Annotated in this window: 13 protein-coding genes, 1 tRNA gene and 1 pseudogene; 6 read left to right on the top strand and 9 right to left on the bottom strand. The window is 74.7% G+C overall.

Annotated features, from left to right (window positions below):
* Window positions 1-56 precede the first annotated feature (56 nt).
* The gene (locus tag NX801_RS05470; protein ID WP_258785834.1) at window positions 57-4,193 is read left to right on the top strand and encodes a PAS domain-containing protein; all 4,137 of its coding nucleotides are present in this window, start codon (window positions 57-59) and stop codon (window positions 4,191-4,193) included.
* A 341-nt stretch (window positions 4,194-4,534) separates the two neighbouring features.
* On the opposite strand, the gene NX801_RS05475 is transcribed toward NX801_RS05470, so the two are convergent.
* Window positions 4,535-6,181 carry a long-chain fatty acid--CoA ligase gene (locus NX801_RS05475; protein WP_258785835.1) on the bottom strand — a complete coding sequence of 549 codons (1,647 nt, stop codon included), beginning with the start codon at window positions 6,179-6,181 and terminating at the stop codon, window positions 4,535-4,537.
* A gap of 123 nt (window positions 6,182-6,304) precedes the next feature.
* The gene (locus NX801_RS05480) at window positions 6,305-7,000 is read right to left on the bottom strand and encodes a SigE family RNA polymerase sigma factor (protein ID WP_258785836.1); all 696 of its coding nucleotides are present in this window, start codon (window positions 6,998-7,000) and stop codon (window positions 6,305-6,307) included.
* Between the two features lie 232 nt (window positions 7,001-7,232).
* Between NX801_RS05480 and NX801_RS05485 the strand changes: the two genes are divergently transcribed.
* Window positions 7,233-8,117: a bifunctional DNA primase/polymerase gene (locus NX801_RS05485; protein WP_258785837.1), complete on the top strand. Its 885-nt coding sequence runs from the start codon at window positions 7,233-7,235 to the stop codon at window positions 8,115-8,117.
* Window positions 8,118-8,165: 48 nt separating this feature from the next.
* Here NX801_RS05485 and NX801_RS05490 read toward each other — a convergent pair whose 3' ends face one another.
* The 3 genes from NX801_RS05490 to amcB are packed head-to-tail and all read right to left on the bottom strand — an operon-like array spanning window position 8,166 to window position 10,254.
* The gene (locus NX801_RS05490; protein ID WP_258785838.1) at window positions 8,166-8,840 is read right to left on the bottom strand and encodes a pentapeptide repeat-containing protein; all 675 of its coding nucleotides are present in this window, start codon (window positions 8,838-8,840) and stop codon (window positions 8,166-8,168) included.
* Window positions 8,841-8,900: 60 nt separating this feature from the next.
* Complete coding sequence (gene amcA / locus NX801_RS05495; RefSeq protein WP_258785839.1) at window positions 8,901-9,164, bottom strand: multiple cyclophane-containing RiPP AmcA; 264 nt, start codon at window positions 9,162-9,164, stop codon at window positions 8,901-8,903.
* Window positions 9,142-10,254 carry a cyclophane-forming radical SAM peptide maturase AmcB gene (amcB, locus tag NX801_RS05500; RefSeq protein WP_258785841.1) on the bottom strand — a complete coding sequence of 371 codons (1,113 nt, stop codon included), beginning with the start codon at window positions 10,252-10,254 and terminating at the stop codon, window positions 9,142-9,144. Before amcB ends, amcA begins: the two co-directional genes overlap by 23 nt.
* A gap of 182 nt (window positions 10,255-10,436) precedes the next feature.
* Between amcB and NX801_RS05505 the strand changes: the two genes are divergently transcribed.
* Window positions 10,437-11,657: a helix-turn-helix domain-containing protein gene (locus NX801_RS05505; RefSeq protein ID WP_258785842.1), complete on the top strand. Its 1,221-nt coding sequence runs from the start codon at window positions 10,437-10,439 to the stop codon at window positions 11,655-11,657.
* Window positions 11,658-11,895: 238 nt separating this feature from the next.
* Here NX801_RS05505 and NX801_RS05510 read toward each other — a convergent pair.
* Window positions 11,896-11,982, bottom strand: a tRNA-Ser gene (locus NX801_RS05510).
* 44 nt (window positions 11,983-12,026) lie between these two features.
* Window positions 12,027-13,568: a S1C family serine protease gene (locus NX801_RS05515; protein WP_258785843.1), complete on the bottom strand. Its 1,542-nt coding sequence runs from the start codon at window positions 13,566-13,568 to the stop codon at window positions 12,027-12,029.
* 194 nt (window positions 13,569-13,762) lie between these two features.
* On the opposite strand from NX801_RS05515, the gene NX801_RS05520 reads away from it, so the two are divergent.
* From NX801_RS05520 to NX801_RS05530, 3 genes and pseudogenes are all read left to right on the top strand, one after another.
* Window positions 13,763-14,620: a glycerophosphodiester phosphodiesterase gene (locus tag NX801_RS05520; protein WP_258785844.1), complete on the top strand. Its 858-nt coding sequence runs from the start codon at window positions 13,763-13,765 to the stop codon at window positions 14,618-14,620.
* Window positions 14,621-14,796: 176 nt separating this feature from the next.
* Window positions 14,797-15,303: pseudogene (locus tag NX801_RS05525) on the top strand (ATP-binding protein); the annotation flags it as partial.
* A 319-nt stretch (window positions 15,304-15,622) separates the two neighbouring features.
* The gene (locus NX801_RS05530) at window positions 15,623-16,600 is read left to right on the top strand and encodes an SEC-C domain-containing protein (RefSeq protein ID WP_258785846.1); all 978 of its coding nucleotides are present in this window, start codon (window positions 15,623-15,625) and stop codon (window positions 16,598-16,600) included.
* A 178-nt stretch (window positions 16,601-16,778) separates the two neighbouring features.
* On the opposite strand, the gene NX801_RS05535 is transcribed toward NX801_RS05530, so the two are convergent.
* Together NX801_RS05535 and NX801_RS05540 are read right to left on the bottom strand one after the other, a co-directional pair.
* A complete protein-coding gene (locus NX801_RS05535; RefSeq protein ID WP_258785847.1) occupies window positions 16,779-17,702 on the bottom strand; it encodes a hypothetical protein in 924 nt (307 codons plus the stop codon).
* Between the two features lie 129 nt (window positions 17,703-17,831).
* Window positions 17,832-18,515 carry a bifunctional DNA primase/polymerase gene (locus NX801_RS05540; protein ID WP_258785848.1) on the bottom strand — a complete coding sequence of 228 codons (684 nt, stop codon included), beginning with the start codon at window positions 18,513-18,515 and terminating at the stop codon, window positions 17,832-17,834.
* Window positions 18,516-18,891: the final 376 nt, after the last annotated feature.

Raw genomic sequence — 18,891 nt, forward strand, 5'->3', positions numbered from 1 at the left:
GCCCGGGACCCGCGCCACTGTCAGGCCGCAGTACGTCAGTGGGAGGAAGCGTCGTCGTGAGCAGCAGGCCATCCCGAGGCGCTGCTCGCCTCGCAGCGATACTCGACGCGCTGCCCGACGGGCTGGTGCTCGTCAATTGCAATGGCACGGTCGTCAACGCCAACACCATCGCGCTGGAGATGTTCGAGACGCCGGGCACGGCGCTCGTCGGACGCGGGCTGCTGGATCTGCTGCCCGCGTTCGACTCCCGGCTGATCCCCGGCTCCATGCGCCGCCCCGAGGCGGCGGACGCGCGGGGCCGCACCAAGCCCGCGCGCATGATCGCCCGGCGGACCGACGGCGGGGAGTTCCCGGTCGAGGTCACCAGCGCGAGCCTGGAGGACGGCCGGGAGGCGTACGCCCCGCAGGGCGCGCCCGCCCCCACCTTCACCGGCGACGAGCTGCTGATGCTGGTCGTACGCGACCTCTCCGGCACCCTCGACACCGAGGCCGAGCTGGCCCGCTCGCAGCGGCAGACCGAGATGATCCTGCGCGCCGCCGCCGAGGGGGTCGTGGGCACGGACACCGACGGCCGGGTGGTGCTGGTCAACCCGGCCGCCGCGCAGATCCTCGGCTGGCGCGCCGGCGAGCTGGGCGGCAAGGAGCTGCACACGCTGATGCTGCACTCCCGGGCGGACGGCGAGCCCTTCCCGTACGACGAGTCGCCGCTCGCCGACACCCTCCGCTCCGGCCGCAAGCACCGGGTGCGCAACCAGGTGGTGTGGGCCAAGGACGGCTCGGCGGTGCCGGTGGACCTGACCACCGCCCCGGTCCGGGACGGCGACCAGCTGGTCGGCGCGGTGATGACCTTCACCGACCGCCGGCCGTACGAGGAGCAGGCCGCCCGGCACGAGGCGGAGCTCACGGAGCTCACCGAAGCGCACGAGACCGCGCTCGCGGAGCTCACGGGGAAGCACGAGGCGGAACTCGCCGCGCTGACCGAGAAGCACGCCACCGAGCTGGCCGACCGCAGCGAGCGGAGCGCCGTCACGCTGGAGCGGCTCCAGGAGCGGTACGACGAGGCCGAGCGGCACCAGACCGAGCTGACCGCCCGGCACGCCCAGCTCACCGCCGTACTGGCCGGGTCGCTGCGCGGCCCCCTGGAGCGGCTCCGGGCGCAGTTGGGCACCCTCGCCGCCGACCCGGCCGGCCAGCTCTGGCCCGAGGCCAACCAGGTGCTGCACCATCTGTCCGCCGGGTACGCCCGGATGACGACGCTTGTCGACAATGTGCTCGCCTACCAGCGGCTGGACGCGGGCGCCGAGGAGCTGCACAAGGACAAGGCGCTGCTGGACGCGGTGGTGGCGGCCGGCGTCGAGGGCGCGGTGGAGCTGATCGGCCCAGGCCGGGTGCAGTTCGCGGTGCACGCCCCGCCGATCGAGGCCGAGGTGGACGGCGCCCGGCTGTCGGTCGCGCTCGCCCATCTGATCGCGGACGTGGCCGGGGTCGACTCCACCGGTACGGCCCGGGCGGTGCCGGGCGGCGGCTACGCGGACACCACGGTGGTGGTCGCGGCGGCACAGCGCGGCGAGGTCGTACGGATCGAGGTGCGCGGCCCGTACGCCGGCGGCGACCCGGTCCACGAGCCGGTGGTGCGCGGGATCGTGACGGCGCACGGCGGCGTGGTCCAGGCCCACGAGGTGCCGGGGGCGGGCGCGGGCGCCTATGTCCTGGAGGTACCGCTCGGCGGCGGCTCCGGCGCGGTGGCCCCGGGAGCGCCGGTCCCCGCGAGCGGGGCGGCGCCGGCGGACGGCGACACGACCGGTGTGCCGCACACGGTGAAGGCGGAGGCGCGGGAGGCGGCGGGTTCGCCCGGCGGGGCCCCGGACACGGCTCCGGCCGCCACCCCGGCCGGCCCGGTCGTCGCCACCCCGGCCGGCGTCCCGGGCGGCCCGGTCACCGCTCCGGCCGGGCCGGCCGGTCCAGTCGTCACCCCGGCCGGCCCGGCCGGGACGCCGGTGGTGCCCGCGCAGGCATCGCCGGGGTCCGGTACCGCGGGCGGCGGTCGGCGGCGGGCCCGGCGGGCCTCGACCGACGCGTTCCTGGACAGCCCGGTACGCGCCGAGGACCCGGTGGCCGCCGAACCGACCGGCCGGCGCCGGGCGCGCCCCGAGCCGGCCGGTGCGCCCGCCGGCGCGCCCGCCGGGACGGAGGGCGCGGCCACCGAGCCGACCGGCCGCCGGCGCGGGCGCCCCAGCCCGGCCGAGACGGCTGCCCCCGGTTCCGGGGCCGCACCCGGGGCAGGAGGCGAAGTCGCCGCCGAGGGCGCGGTGCTGACGGCCGCCGAGAGCGCCCAGGGCCGTGCCGCGCTCGGCGAGACGGTGCCCCCGCAGGGCATGCCCGCCGACGCCGGTCCGGTACCGGTGCCGCCGGCCGGACGCCGGGCCCGGCGCGAGGGCGAGCCGCTCCCGGCCCTGCCCGCCGGCCCCGCCCTGCCTCCGGGCGGTGCCGAAACGCCCGCCCCCGGGACCGCCGAGGCGCCGGGCGGTCGCCGGGCGCGCCGGGCGCTGGCCGCCGCGCACGAGCGGGACCAGGCGCCGGTGGCTCCCGAGGGCGCCGCCCGTTCGCCGTTCGCCCTGCCGCCCGCCGCGGCCGACCGCCGTCCGGACGAGGCGGCCCGCCACGACGCGGCCGGCACCGCCCCGGACGACGACCACACCCCGCCCCAGCCGCACCCGCTCCCGTCCGGCCGGCGCCGCGCGCCCGCGCCCGTACCCGGGCAGCCGGGCGCCGGGGCCCCGGACACCGCCCCCGCGACCGGACCGGAGGCCGCGCCGACGAGCGCGGGCACCGGTTCCGTACCGCTGCCGCCCACCGCGCCCCCGCCGGCCGGCCCCGCCGCCTCCGGCACGCAGCCGCTCCCGGTCGAGGCGCCGGCCGACTCCACCCAGGGGCGGGAGTTCAGCGTGCGCACCCTGGGTCAGGGCGTGCCGTTCGTCCACCCGGGCACCGGCCGGCCGGTCGCGGCACCGGGCGCCCCGGCCCCGCAGCCGACCACACCGCAGCCGGCCGCCCCGCACCCCGGCCAGGGCACTCCGCCGCACGGCACCCCGGCGCACGGGACTCCGGCGCAGGGCACCCCGGCCCAGGCCGCGACGCCGCCCACCGGTACGCCTCCGGCCGCCGGTACGCCCCCGCAGGGCTCGGGCCGCCGCCGGAAGCTGGCCACGCCCCCGGAGGACGAGCCCGCGACCGCGCCCCAGCCGGCCCCCGCGCCCGCCCGGCCGGGTGCGGCCCGGCCCCAGCCGGGGGCGGGCGCTCAGCCCCCGGCAGCCGAACGGCCCCGGCTGGCCCCGCGACCGGGCGGCCGGGCGTACGAGATCGGCGCGCCCGACGAGAACGCCGACGAGGGTCCCGAGCCGCTGGACGGCCCGGGCGGCGCGGTCGAGGTGGCCAACGAGCCCGTGCCGCAGCCGGTCGACGACGAGCTGCCCCCGGAGCCGCTGGACAACCCGCGCCGGCTGCTGGTCTGGCCGGCGCCCGACGTCTCGACCCAGCAGGCGCTGAGCGACCGGGGCTACCGGCCGGTCATCGTGCACTCCCGCGAGGAGGTGGACGCGCAGATCGCGGCCTTCCCGGCGGCGCTCTTCGTGGACCCGCTGACCGGTCCCATCACCCGGACGGCCCTGCAGTCGCTCCGTCAGGCGGCGGTCGCGGCCGAGGTCCCGGTGCTGCTGGCGGCCGGGCTCGGGCAGGCCACCCGGGAGGCCGCGTACGGCGCCGATCCGGCCGTACTCCTCAAGGCGCTGGCACCCCGGGACAGCGAACAGCACCCCTCCCGGGTCCTGCTGATCGAGGAGCAGGAGGAGATCGCCCTCGCCCTGACGGCGGCGCTGGAGCGGCGCGGGATGCGGGTCGCCCACGCGGCCACCGACGGCGACGCGGTCACCCTGGCCGCCCAGATCCGGCCGAACCTGGTGGTGATGGATCTGATGCAGATCCGCCGCCGGCGCGCCGGGATCATCGACTGGCTGCGCGCCAACGGGCAGTTGAACCGGACGCCGCTGGTGGTCTACACGGCCGCCAGCCTGGACCGGACGGAGCTGCCGAGGCTGGCGTCCGGCGAGACGGTGCTCTTCCTGGCCGAGCGGTCGACCAGCGCCGAGGTGCAGTCGCGGATCGTGGACCTGCTGGCCAAGATCGGCACCAACTGACGCCACCCACCCGGCGGCCCGCCCCTCCCGGGGGCCCGGGTCGCCGGGCGCGTATGGCGTACGACGACGGGCCGTCGAGCCACGTACCGCGGACGGCTCCGGAGAGTCCGGCCCACGTGCGGGTACGGCTCCGGCGCCGCCGGCCGGCCCCGTACCGCGACGGCTGCGGGCCCCGGGCGCCTGCCGCGTACGACTCCGGGAAGCCCGGCCCGCGTGCGCGTGCGGCTCCGGGGCCGCCGGCCGCGTTCGGCGTAGCCCGTACGGTCCGGGGCCACCGGCCACCGGCCACGACGGCGTAGCCCGTACGAGTGATAAGCCCAGCGGGCCCGGCCCGGCCCGGCTCACATCCGGGTGACGTCCAGCTCCCCCGCCGCGTACTGCTTGCGGATCACCTTCTTGTCGAACTTTCCGACGCTGGTCTTCGGCACGGCAGGGACGATCGCCCAGCGCTCCGGCAGCTGCCACCTGGCGATGGACCCGGCCAGAAAGGCGCGGAGCGCCTCGTAGTCGGCGGTGGCGCCCTCCCGCAGCACGACGGTGGCCAGCGGGCGTTCGCCCCACTTCTCGTCGGGCACGGCGACGACCGCCGCCTCCGCCACGTCCGGATGGGCCATCAGCGCGTTCTCGATGGCGACGCTGGAGATCCACTCGCCGCCCGACTTGATGACGTCCTTGGCCCGGTCGGTGAGGGTCAGATAGCCGTCCGGCGAGATCACGCCGACGTCCCCGGTGCGCAGCCAGCCGTCCGGGGAGAACTTGTCATCGGGCCGGAGCGGTTCGGCGCCCGCCCCGCCGTAGTAGGAGCCGGCGATCCACGGGCCGCGCACCTCCAGCTCGCCGGCCGACTCGCCGTCCCAGGGCAGGGTGGTGCCGTCGGGACCGGTGAGCCGCGCCTCCACCGAGGCGGGGAAGCGGCCCTGGGTGATCCGGTACGGCCGCTCCTCCTCGGTGGTCAGCCCGGCGGGCGGGTTGGCCATGGTGCCGAGCGGCGAGGTCTCGGTCATGCCCCAGGCCTGGCAGAGGCGGACCCCGAGCCGGTCGTACGCCTCCATCAGCGACGGCGGACACGCGGAGCCGCCGATGGTCACCCGGGCCAGCGAGGACAGATCGCGGGGGCGGGCGGTGACCTCGGTCAGCAGCCCCTGCCAGATGGTGGGGACGGCGGCGGCATGGGTGGGGCGCTCGCGTTCGATCATCTCCGCGAGCGGGCCGGGCTGGAGGAAGCGGTCCGGCATCAGCATGTTGACGCCGGACAGGAAGGTGGCGTGCGGCAAGCCCCACGCGGCCACATGGAATTGAGGTACGACCATCAGGCTGGTGTCCCGGTCGGTGAGCCCCATCGACTCGGTCATGTTCACCTGCATCGAGTGCAGATAGATCGAACGGTGGGAGTACAGGACGCCCTTGGGGTCGCCGGTGGTGCCGGAGGTGTAGCACATGACGGCGGCCTGGCGCTCGTCCAGCTCGGGCCAGTCGTACCGGTCGGACCGGCCGGCGAGCAGTTCCTCGTACTCATGGACGCGCGGCGCGGCGCCGGCGAGGAGGGAGCGGTCCCCGGGCCCGGCGACCACGAGGTGCTCGACGGTGGTCAGCCGGGGCAGCAGCGGGGCGAGCAGCGGGAGGAGGGAGCCGTTGACGACGATCACCCGGTCGGCGGCGTGGTTGGCGATCCAGACCAGCTGCTCGGGCGGGAGGCGCAGATTGAGGGTGTGCAGCACGGCGCCCATGGCCGGGACGGCGAAGTACGCCTCCACGTGCGCGGCGTTGTTCCACATGAGGGTGGCGACCCGGTCGTCGGGGGCCACCGCCAGCTCGTCCCGCAAAGCCGCTGCCAGCCGGTTCGCCCGGACGCCGATCTCCGCGAAGGTGCGGCGGTGCGGCTCGGCCTCGCCGGTCCAGGTGGTGACCGTGGACCGGCCGTGGATCGTCGTCCCGTGGCGCAGGAGGCGGGTGACGGTCAGCGGTACGTCCTGCATGGAGCTCAGCACGGCGTCCTCCCGGTGGGCGCTACGCGGCGGTAGGGATGCCCAGATTCTGCGCACGTACCGCGCGGTATGTCACTACCCGGAAGTAGCCAGGGCGGCGTCCCGCCCCCGCCGCGGGGGATCCGCTCACCGCACCGGCGTGAGCCCCGGGTCGTCACGGAGCTTGCGCAGGGCACGGGAGACGGCGCTCTTGACCGTGCCGACGGACACCCCGAGCAGCTCGGCCGTCTGGACCTCGCTGAGGTCCTCGTAGTACCGCAGGACCACCATGGCCCGCTGCCGGTCGGGAAGTCGCATGATCGCCCGCCACAGGGCGTCCCGCAGCACCTGCCGCTCGGCCAGGTCGGGCTCGGGCCGGCCGACCGGCTCCGGCGGCTCGTCGCAGATGTACTCCTCGATCCGCCGCTTGCGCCACTGCGAGGTACGGGTGTTCAGCAGGGCCCGGCGGACATAGCCGTCGAGCGCCCGGTGGTCCTCGATCCGGTCCCAGGCGACGTACGTCTTGGCGAGGGCGGTCTGCAGCAGGTCCTCGGCGTCGCTCGGATTGGCGGTGAGCGAACGGGCGGTGCGCAGCAGCATCGGCCCCCGGGCCCGTACGTACGAGGTGAACGACGGGTACGTCGGATACGACGGGTACGCCGCCTGCTCCGGGAGCGGCGGGTGGCCCCGGTGCCCCGGGCGCGCCGAGCACACCGGCGACGACGGGTCCCCCGGCGCGGCCGGCCGGACGGCAGCCCGGGCGGGCACGGCGGCCGGGACGGCGGCGGCGGAGGCGCCCCTGCAGACAGGCCCGGTGGTCGTCGGCCCAGTGGTCGCGGTCATAGGAACACGCTATGAGCGGGCGCCGGGCCCCGGATCGGCCCCAGGTCCCGACCCCGGGTCCGCCTCAGGTTGTAGGGGCCACCGGCCGTGTACCTCCTGAAGGCGGAGACCCGCCGTAAGGGACGCCCCGCGCTTCGCACGGCGGCAGACCGGGGGCCGGGCACCGCCCCGGCCTCCCTCGCCCGCCCCTCTCCCGCTTCCCTTTTTCGAACGTTAGTACGAGACTGGTCCCATGGCCACCACTCACCGGCAGGCCCCGGCCACCCCGGCCCTGACCCATGCGCTGTCCGCCGCCGCCCACGGGCTGCCCGTCTTCCCGCTCTCCCCGGGCAAGCAGCCGGCGGTCCGCTCGCCCCACCGCGACGACCCCGGGAGGGCCACCTGCCGGGGTGAGTGCGGCCGCCCGGGCCACGGGGTGCACGACGCCACCACGGACCCGGCCGCCGTCCGGGCGCTCTTCGCCGCCGCGCCCCGGGCCACCGGTTACGGCATCGCCTGCGGCCGGGACCCGTATCACCTGATCGGCATCGACCTGGACCGCTCCTCGCCGCTGGAGCCCGCGAGCGCCGTGGAGCTGCGCCAGCTGGCGCTCCAGCAGCTGTTCGCCGTGCCCGACACCGTCACCGTGCTCACGCCCAGCGGTGGACGGCACCTCTGGCTGGCCGGCCCGCCCGCCACCGCCGTCCCGAACTCGGCCGGGCGGCTCGCCCCCGGCGTCGACGTGCGGGGCGCCGGCGGCTACCTGGTCGGCCCCGGCTCGGTCACCGCGCGCGGCGCCTACCGGCTGCTCCCCGGCACCGGCCGCCTCCCCCCGGCCCGCTGCCCGGACGCCCTGCTGCGCCTGCTGGCCCCGGCGCCCGCCCCGGCACCCGCGCCCCGCCCGACCGGCCACCCGGCGTCCGGCCAGGGCCTGCTGCACTTCGTCCTCGCCGCCCGCGAGGGCCAGCGCAACACGCGCCTGTTCTGGGCCGCCTGCCGTGCCTGCGAACACGACCTGGGCCCCGCCTTCCTGGACGCCCTGGCCGACGCCGCCGTCCGCACCGGCCTCCCCGCCCCCGAAGCCCGCGCCACCATCGCCTCCGCCACCCGCCTGACGACCCCGGCGCGGCGCGCCTGACCGGCGGCGGGGCCACCGGCCCGGTCTCCGCATGCCGGGTCCTGCTGGTCAGTCGTCTCCGACGGTGATGCCGAGTTCGTCCACGAGGGCCTGGGCGAGGTCTGTCTGCTGGCCGGGATCGATACGGACCTCGGCCAAGTTGGTGATGCCACGGATCCGTGAGAGGTCGTTGCCGCGAAGATCGGTGCCCCGGTACCGTCCGCCGCCGAACTCGGTCAGCTCGAGCCCGCTGTCCGAGAACACGGTGCCGGACAGGTCGCAGTCGGTGAACGCGGCCTCGGTGAAGGTACAACCGACGAACGCGACGGGGCCGGTGGCACGCACCTTCTCGAAGGTGGCGTAGTCGAAACGGCACTTCTCGAACAGCGCGTCGTCCAGGGCCACGCCGTTCAGTGCGGCGCCCATCAGTCTGCAGTCGCGGAAGTGGACCCGGGTGAGCTTGCTCTCCCTCCAGCGGACCGAGCCCAGATCACTGCTGGTGATCTCGACGCCATGAAGGCTCAGCGCGTCGAACTCGACCTGCTTCGCGCGGACACCGCTGACCCTGCCCGTGATGAGCCGGCCTCCGGCGAGGGCCAGCGAGCGCAGCTCCACGTCCCTGTACGCGAATTCCTGGACGGCACCGCGGGGACTGTCCAGCGTCTCGACCATGGACAGATAGATGCCTGGCTCATCGAGATCGGGAGTGGTCACGGTGATGTGGCCGAAGGTGCGGCTGGCCATGGTGCTCCTTCAACGTAGTGCCGGGACGGCCCGCTGTCGCTGGGGCCGTCCCTTTCCGGGTCACTTGTTCTTCCAGTTATCCCAGGTCGGCCGGTTGTCGAACGCGGGCGTGGGATTGTCCCAGGTCGGCCGGTTGTCGAACGTGCCGGCGAGAGGTCGGCGGCGGGTGGGTCCCGCAGCGGCGCCGTTGCTCCGGCCGGCGTCGGTCCGGGCGTTCACCCGGTGGCTGGGGACCGTACGGCCCGTGGCCTCCAGGAGGGACACGAATCCCGGGGCCGAGTTCATCACGAGAGCGGTGGCATCAGGGGCGATGTTCACGGACATGCCGCGCGACTCCTTCGAGTAGAGCGATCTTGGCGGTTGTGCAGTACCGGGTCCTGGTGCCGTCGAATCGACCGTCGTGCTCGAAGTAGCGGTTGGCCGCATGGGCGCCTCCACAGAACGCGAAGGTGGGGCAGGTGGCGCGGCAGGCGTCCACGCCATTCCAGAACTCGGTGATCCAGGGAGTGCGGGCCTCGGCCTCCACCACGAGGGGCTCCAGACCGGTGCGGAGCACGTTGCCTGTGGTGAAGTCGCCGAAGCGACTGTCGTCGAACCCGGCCAGCTCCGGAGAGAGCATGATCACGCCGCCGTCATGGGCGACGGTGGGTAGTGGGTCCCAGAGGGCCGAGGCCGGTGTCGGGTTCGTGACCTGGCTGCCCAGAACAGCCCCGGCGAAGTTGAGCACGCGGTCCACCTCGCGCAGCCGGATGACCGGGTTCGCCCGCCAGGCATCCGCGAGGGCGGTCCAGAATTCCGCTGCCCGCACGGAGTCGGCGTCCTTGGCGCCCAGGTTGACGCCTTCCTCCTCCTCGACGTTGACGCCGAGGGTCGTCACGCCCAGGTCGGTGAAGAAATCGTAGAAGCGGCTTGCCCTGTCCGGGTCGGGAGTGGAGACGACCGCGATGGCGGAGAACGGTATCCCGTGGCGGTGTAAGTGCTCCACGCCGCGCATGATGAGGCGGAACCCCGGGCGACCGGCTCGGGTGACGCGCTGGGTGTTCATGTCCTCGGGTCCGTCAATGCTGACGCCCACCTGGACCTGGTGCTTCAGCAGGAACTCGCACCACGCTCCATCGATCAGGGCCGCGTTGGTCTGCACGGAGTGCTTCACATCCTGAAACGGCGCCATGAGCGCGGCCAGGTGCTCGCGGCCGGCTGCGAGCGGCTCCCCGCCGTGCCACACGACCTCGAACCTCGGGTTCGCCGCGGCCCACTCGTTGACGGAGCCGGCAACGGCCCTGGCCACCTCCACCGACATGAGGTGCTTCATGTTGCGGAATGGCAGGTAGCAGTATGTGCAGTTCATGGGCAGGCACTGCGTGGTCGGCTGCATGATCACCGAGCCGGGAACTCTGGCGAGCCGCGTGCGCATCGTGCTCCTCTCCTGTCGAGGGTGCAGCAGGCCGCAGGTGTGACAGGAACCAGACCTGCGATCCGCTGCGAAGGGAGGCACTGCCCGAAGCCGTTTTTGCTCCGGGGTGCGTTGACCACCCTGGCGGCCTCGGAACCCTGAGACCACTGCGGCGTCCTATAGGGCCGCCCTATATTTCGGGGATGGAGCCGGAGCCGAACGTGTGGGCACACCCTGAACTGCGCACCGCGGTAGCGGCGGAGGACTGGCCGGCACTGCTGAAGACGTGGCGCAAACTGACGCGCAGCAGCCAAAGCAAGCTCGGCGCCCTGGTGGGTCTGGCGCAACCGGACATCTCCGCGATCGAGAACCGACGACGTGAGGTGACATCCGTCGAAGTGCGCCAGCGGATCATTCACGGCCTTGGCGTCCCTCTTGAACTGGTGGGCGCCCGGTACGAGGAACTTCCTTTGCCTTCACTCGTGTTGCCCGGTGTGGTGTCGGAGACGGACGCGGAGAGGCTGATCGCCGTGAAGCAGGGCGGACTGCGTTTGGACACCGCCTCTCTGGACGCGATGGACGCCTTGCTGGCCGCGCATCGCCGCGCTGAGGACACTGTGGGCTCACGCACGATCATCTCGCTCGTGACTGCTCAGTTCGAGGAAGTGGCCGCTCTCTACGGCCGGGCCCGGGGGCCGCTGGCAGACCGCGTTGTCAAGCTCCTGGCCGAGTACGCGCAGTTTCTCGCCTGGATGGCGCAGGACCAGGACAACGCCCCTGTGGCGCTGGGGTGGTTCGACCGGTCCTACGACTGGGCGCTGGAGTCCGGGTACGGCGACATGGCCGCCACCACCCTGAGCATGAAGGCGCACCTGGCGTGGTCCCAGGACAAGGGCCGGCGCTGTGTCCGACTGGGCGAAGCGGCGGCGTCAACGGCGGAAGCGAGCGAAGCGACGAGAGCCATGGCAGTCCAGATGGCCGGGCGCGGGCACGCGCTCGAAGGCAATAGCGCTGACGCGTACCGCAGGCTGGACGAGGCACAGCAGATCATCGCAGCCGCCTCGGACACCCCTCCCTGGCTGTACTTCTACGGCGAGTCGTGGTTCGCCGCCCAGCGCGGTATGGCCGACCTGCACCTCAAGGAATGGTCGAGCGCGACCGAGAACCTGCTGACAGGGCTCGCCGGCTTCGCTCCGTCCTTCCGACGGGACCGCGCCTGGTACGGGTCCTGCCTGGCCCACGCCTACGCAGGCGCGGGGGAGGCGGAGGCCGCTCTGGATGCCTCCCTGAGCGTGATCACCGACGCCTCCGAGATCGGCCGTCCCCATGCCTGGGAGGAGCTGCACAGAGTGGCGGGGATGCTGATACGCCGCAGGGCCCCCGAGGGCCGGGTGTTGTGCGACGCCCTGGTAGCACTGGACTGATGCCGGCCTGCGCCGCCCGCACCCGGACGCACATACGCCGGCTGCTGCCCTGCCGCCCGGAAGCCACGCCGGCACCGAGCACACGGGATGTGTCGCCCTGCGGACCGCAGCCGCGCCTGGTCCACGCATCATGATCCGCACCGGTACACGGGCGGGGCAGGGGGCGAACGGACCACATGCCGAAGGGGCGCCCCGATACGGGAGCGCCCCTTCCGACCGGCGGCTTCGCCGGACCCTGCGGTGGGTGTGGGATTTGAACCCACGGAGACGTTGCCGCCTCGACGGTTTTCAAGACCGTTCCCTTAGGCCGCTCGGGCAACCCACCCCTGCTGGCCGCCCGGTGGGGCGGTGCGGGGACAGCCTAGCCGGTCAGCCGTCGCCCTTGCGCTGGCCCAGGGTGACTTGGACGGTGGACTCCTTGCCGGCGCGCTTGAAGGTGAGGGAGACCTTGTCGCCGGGGCGGTGGGTCCAGATCTCACTGATCAGGGTGGGGCCGCTGTCGATGGTGCGGTCACCGAACTTGGTGATCACGTCGCCGGGCCGCAGGCCCGCCTTGGCGGCGGGGCCGCCGGGGGTGACGGCGGGGGTGCCGCCGGTGCCCTCGTCCGCGATGGCGGCGCCCTGGCCCTCGTCGACCATGTTCACGGTGGCGCCGATCACCGAGTAGACCGGCTGGCCGGTGGCGATCAGCTGCTCGGCCACGCTCTTGGCCTGGTTGACCGGGATCGCGAAGCCCAGGCCGATGGAGCCCGCCTGGGCCTGGCCGAGGCCGCCGCTGCCGGCGGACTGGATGGCGGAGTTGATGCCGATCACCGCGCCGCGCGAGTCGATCAGAGGGCCGCCTGAGTTGCCCGGGTTGATGGACGCGTCGGTCTGGAGGGCGCTCATGTACGAGTTCTTGCCGCCGGAGCCGTCGCCGGAGGCCACCGGGCGGTTCTTGGCGCTGATGATGCCGGTGGTCACCGTGTTGGAGAGGCCGAACGGGGCGCCGATGGCGATGGTGGAGTCGCCCACCGCGACCTGGTCGGAGTTGCCGAGCGGGAGCGGGGTGAGGCCGGAGGGGGCGTTGCGCAGCTTGAGCACGGCCACGTCGTAGCCCTGGGCCCGGCCGACCACCTCGGCGTCGTACTTCTTGCCGTTGGAGAAGGTGGCGGAGAGGGTGCCGCCGTCGGCGGCGGAGGCGACCACATGGTTGTTGGTGAGGATGTGGCCCTCCTTGTCGTAGACGAAGCCGGTGCCGGTACCGCCCTCGCCCTCGGAGCCGCCCGACTTGGCCTCGATCGTCACGACGCTGGGCAGCGCCTTGTTGGCCACCGCCGCGACCGTGCCGGGGTCGCGCTTGAAGCCGGCCGGGGCGTCGCCCGCCGCGACCGTGGTCGAGCTGGCCGAGTTGTCGCCGCGCTCGGCCGCCCAGTAGCCGATGCCGCCGCCCACGCCACCCGCCACCAGGGCGGCGACCAGGACGGCCGCGACCAGCCCGCCGGCCGACCGCTTGCGCGGGGCCGGCTCCCCGGGCGCGCCCCAGACCGGGCCGCCGCCCCCGGAGCCGTACCCGCCGGAGCCCCAGCCGCCCTGGCCGTGTCCGGGACCGTGGCCGTGGCCGCCGGAGCCGTAGCCACCGGAACCGGGAGCGCCCGTGTCCCAGCCGCCCTGACCGGCCGCTCCGTGGCCGAAGCCGCCGTGGGCCGGCGGGGCGGCGGGCGGCGGCGGGGTGGAAGGGGCGGAGGGGGTGGGAGGGGTGGCCGGGGGCGGGGGTGTGCCGTCGCCGGAAGCTGTCGCGGACGACGCGGCCGGGGCCCCGGCCACCGGTGCCGACGCGGTCGTGCCCTCGGGAGCGGCCACCGGCGCGGGAGGCGCGGACGGGGCCGTTGGGGCGGACGGAACCGCGGTGCCCTCGTTCTCGGTGCTCACAGCTCTATCTCCTCGGTCTTCCACGTCATGTCGGTCAGCTTTTCCCACCAGCCGTCAGGCCACTGTAAGCGGGAGCTGTGCGTCTTCCGAGCATCCCTTATTACCGGACGAAACGGATGGGGGCGGAGGCCCGGGCGAGCGGTTCCGGTGGCCCGCACCGCTCGTCCGCCCGGGCGCGGTGGCACCATGACGCGGTGACCCACGCACGCCAGCACACCATCCAGGTCGTCGCCCACCGCGGCGCCTCCGAGGACGCCCCCGAGCACACCCTGGCCGCGTACACGCGGGCGATCGAGGACGGCGCCGACGCCCTCGAATGTGATGTCCGGCTCACCGCCGACGGCCATCTCGTCTGCGTGCACGACCGGCGGGTCAACCGGACCTCCAACGGCCGCGGCGCCGTCTCGACGCTGGAGCTCGCCGACCTCGCCCAGCTGGACTTCGGCGCCTGGAAGGGGCTGGAGGAATCGGACGAGCGCCCGGACTGGCGCGACCCCCAGCTGACCTCCGTACTGACGCTGGAACGGCTGCTGGAGCTGGTGGCGGACGCCGGGCGGCGGGTGGAGCTGGCCATCGAGACCAAGCACCCGACGCGCTGGGCGGGCCGGGTCGAACAGCGCCTGATCGAACTGCTGGACCGGTTCGGGCTGGCCGCGCCGCCGCCCGGCGAGCCCTCGCCGGTACGGATCATGAGCTTCTCCGGCCGTTCGCTGCACCGGGTCGCCGCCGCCGCGCCGGGCATCCCGGTCGTCTATCTGATGCAGTTCGTCTCGCCCCGCAACCGGGACGGGCGGCTGCCGGCCGGGGCCCGGACGGCCGGGCTCTCCATCCGGATCCTGCGCAACCACCCCGGCTATGTGGAGCGGCTGCACCGGGCGGGCCACCGGATCCATGTCTGGACGGTGGACGACCCGGCGGACGTGGAGCTGTGCGTACGGCTCGGCGCTGAGGCGATCATCACCAACCGGCCGAAGCAGGTACTGGCCCAGCTGGGGCGCGGGCCGGGCGGGGTCGCCCGGGAGGCGGTACCCGGGCCGGGCGGAGACGTATAAGGGACTTCCCGGGCCGGGCCGGGACGCGTAGAGGACTCCTGGGACGGGCGGGGCGGGGACACCCGGGGGACGCCAGGCCCGGTGGGGGTAAGGACACCCGGAAGTCGCCAGGGCCCGGCGGGGGCGGGGAGAGAACGGGGCGGAAGGGGCGGTTTCCGGTCCAGGCCAATGGGGCATTGACTCCGTGGCGTGGGGCGAAGGAGGTCTCGGGGGTGGCGTTGGTGGTGGCACAGGCAGTGCCCACGTCGTCGAGCATGGCCGTACCTCATGGCCCGATGGGCGTGGGTGAGGCGCGACAGCGCATGCGGGAGCAGCTGAACCGCAGCGGGGTGTCCGCATCGGTCGTCGACGACGCCGTACTGATCCTTTCCGAACTGCTCAGCAATTCCTGCCGGCACGGCAGACCGCTGAGCCGGGCGGAGAGGGAGGACGGCGAGGTACGGGCCGCATGGCGGCTCGACCGGCTGGGCGCGCTCACCGTCGAGGTGACGGACGGCGGCGGGCCCACCCGCCCTGCACCCGGCACCCCCTCGGTGACGGCGCGGGGCGGCCGGGGACTGACCATCATCGGCGCCCTCGCCCAGGAGTGGGGCGTCCGGGACGGCGCCTCCGGTGAGGTGACGGTCTGGGTGCTCGTCACCGGGGGCGGGGTGACGGAGGACGGCGCTACGCGCGTCGATGCCGGGGATCCCGGGCGTACCGGGGCTGTCGTGGACGCCGTGGGTGCCGTGGACGGTTCTGTTCCGGCGCCGGACGGGCGCGGTCACGGACATGACCGGCGGGCCGGGCGTACGGGACGTCCGCCGGGGGTGCCGGCGCCCCGGCGCACCGCTCCGGGGGCGGCGTAGGACGGCGGCCGGGTGCCCCCGCCGCCGCGCGAGCCCCGGGCGGGCGCGGGGCGGTCATGGGGCGGGCGGGGCGGGGACGGCTAGGCTCGCGGCCGACAAGCGCCGACAAGCACAGAGGCGCCACGCCGTCACGCCGTTACGGAGAAGCCAGACCATGGGCAAGAAGCGACCCCAGACCAGGGCCGGGAAGCCGTCCGCCGCCACCGGAGCCGACGGGGCCGTACCCGTGGTCGGCGCCCGGGAGCCCTGCCCGTGCGGCTCGGGCCGGCGCTACAAGGCCTGCCACGGGCGGGAGGCCGCGCACGCGGTGACCGAGCTGGTGCAGCGGCCGTTCGAGGGGCTGCCGGGCGAGTGCGACTGGGTCGCGCTGCGGGAGCTGGTCCCGGCCGCGACCGCGCCGCTGGTGCTGAAGGACGGGCTGCCGGAGGGTGTGCCGTCGGTGACGCTGGCCACCGTGCTGCCGATGGCCTGGCCGGCGCTGCGGCGGGACGACGGCTCGGTGCTGCTCGCCCTCCAGAACGACACCTCGTCGGGTGATCTGAGCCGGGACCTCGCGGACACCCTGCGGCGGGCGCTCACCGCCGAGCCCGGTTCGCCGGTGGCCGGCCAGCGGGTGCCGGCCGACGGGCCGCGCCTCCAGGACCTGCTGGACCCGCAGGCCGGATTTGAGCCGACCGTGCACACGGGCTTCGAGTTCTGGCTGCCGGACTCGGCGGACAACTCCTCGCCCGAGGTGGCGGCTTCGCTGGAGCGGGCCAACGCGGCCGCGATCCCGACGGTGCGGCTCTCCGGGGTGGAGTCGGCCTACTGGTGCGAGACCCCGGAGAAGAACCACCTGCGCTGGGTCATGCCGCACCCGGAGGAGCGGCTGCTGGACGCGCTCGCCCGGCTGCACGCGGCCGGTACGTCCTCGCTCGGCGCGGGCACCCGGCTGGTCGGTTCGTTCCGGGCGCACGGGCTGATGGTGCCGGTCTGGGACCTGCCGCGCGAGATGGGCGCCGAGGAGTGCGAGAAGCCGGCCACCGAACTCGCCGGGCGGCTCGCGGCGGCGCTCGACTCCGACGCGCCGCTCACCGCCGAGGAGCGCCGGGCGCGCGGCGGGCTCACCAACCGGCAGGTCACCCTGAGCTGACCGGCCGTTCAGTCGGTCGTGACCTGCGCCACATGGCGCGTACCGACCGGTAAATCGCTGTCCGAATACCAGAGATCGAATTTGCGAACCGCCGATCTCTTGTTACGGTTCAGGAAGCCCGGTCGCTGGTGCATCCCCCGTCGCCAGCGACCGGGCGCTTCACTTTTCGCGGAATGACTCATTCCGCTTTCGCTCGCCCGGCGGCCTCGGTCCCCGCCCTCCGACCGGCTTCCCGGCCGCCGTCCGCGGCTCCTGTTCCGCCGGCCCAACCGGCGCGTTCGCCGGGCGAGTTGCTGCCCGAGCGGAGCAGCAGGGGGCTCCGGGCCGGATCGCCGTCCGCCGCGAACTCCGCCACCGCCGTGTAATCCCCGCTCCCCGCTCCGGGCCGTTCGCCCCGGGGTTCTCTGGGCGTTTCACAACTGCCCGGCTCATCGTCGGCGGGGACCGCGCAATGCGCCTCCACCGTCCGGCCTGCGGGGGCCATCAGAGTCAGTACGGCCCGCAGCCCCGAGCCCGTGGCATTGCGGTAGTACGTACGCGCCCAGCGGTCGCCGCCCTCGGCCAGCACACAGGTCTGCGCCTCGATGCCCTCCGGGGAGAGCAGCTCGGGACCGCAGGCGGTGACATGCGGGGCCGGGGGCGGGGCGGAGGTGCCGGGAAGCGGGGCGGGAGGGCCGGCCGGGATCGGCCGGAAGGATGACGCGAAGGTGTACGCGGTCGGCAGCGGGGCGCCCGGAAGGGCCGCCGACCCACCGGATCCGGCCAGAAGTCCGGCGGTCCCGGTGGCCGGGGCGGCGCCCCCGCCGACACCACCGCCACCACCCGCGTCACGGAAACCGCCGATACCGCCGATACCGCTGATATCGCCCGCACCGCCGACGCCGTCGTCACCCGTGCCCCGCCCGTCGCCGCCGGGCAGGCCGGGCAGGTTGGCGGTGAGGCCGGCGATGCCGGGGCCGACGGCGGCCGGGTAGTCGGCCGGGAGCGCCGCCGGAGTACGGAGCGGGGCCCCGGCCGGTCCCGCGGGGGCGGCCGGGGCGAACAGGGCGGCGGCCGCCAGGGCGGCTCCGAGCGCGGTCAGGCGGAGTCTGGTGGTCCACACCGGGCCGACCCTAGCCCCGGTGGGCAGGCGCCCCGGTGTCCGCGCGCCCGCCGCCCCGCCGACTCGGCCCACCGCACCCCTCGTACGAGTGACGCGCGCCTCGTACGAGTGACTTGACAGCCCGGCGAGTCAGTAGTGGAGGCGGCTGCCGCCGTCCGGGGCGGCCACGCTCGCCGCCACCAGCGCGGCCACCACCGTCTCGACGTCCGGCAGCCAGGGCGCGGCCGGGCCCGCCAGCGGGGCCCGCTCCCAGCGGACCTGCCCGGGCCCGGTCTCCGAGGGCGGCAGCACCAGATAGCCGCCCTCGCCGTGAAACCGGAGCGAGCAGGGCACCCGGTCCTGGGCGTACAGCAGTTCGCCCAACTGCTCCAGGGTGTACGGGGCCACCAGCAGCGCCCACCGGGTCGGCGTGGCCACCACCGGGCCGAGCCGGGTGCCCGTCCGGTCCAGTGCGGCGAGTGCCCGGGCTCCCGCGACGGCGGGCAGGCTCACCGCGCAGGGCGCGCGCCCGCCGGTCGCCAGCACCACCGGGGCGGCCGGGCGGTTCGTCCACCACCAGCGGATCATCCGCTCGTCGGTGGTGGCCGCCAGCAGGCCGGGGTCGAAGGGATGGGCGCCGGGTACGACACAGTCGGGATCGGGGCAGACGCACCCCCGGTCCCGGTCGCCGCGGCCTCCGGCCGCCCTCAGTCCCGCCCCGGGGAGTACGGGCCAGTTCCACTCGGTGGCGCAGGTGAGCGCCGCGCCGAGGTGCGCGGGCCGGGCCCTGCGCCAGAACCGGATCCTGCGTCGCCTTCCGAGGATCTCGCGCATGAGCGCTCGTTCCTTTCCGTTGAACGCCGAGGTCCACATCTCATCAGTTTCGCGGTACCGCACCATGCCCCCCGTACGCACCGTCCGCGCCGTCCGCACCATCGATTCGGTGTCGTCCGCGTCCGCCGCCGGGCGACCGTGCCGCCGTGCCGCCGTGCCGTCGTACTGTCCTGCCCGCCGTGTCCGGCGGACGTTGATCCCTGCTGTGTCGCGTTGCCCTGTTCCGCGCCGCCGCGGGTGTGTCCCGCGTTGCCGGGTTCACCCGTCTCGTCGGACCCATCGTGGTGTGCCGTGGTGCCGTGGTGCCGTGTCCTGCCGTGGTCCGGGCCGCGCCGGTTCGGTCGCGGCGGCGCCCGGCGGCCCGTGCCGAACCCGC

This window comes from Streptomyces pyxinae (assembly GCF_024756275.1).
In the GTDB taxonomy this organism is placed as follows: domain Bacteria; phylum Actinomycetota; class Actinomycetes; order Streptomycetales; family Streptomycetaceae; genus Streptomyces; species Streptomyces pyxinae.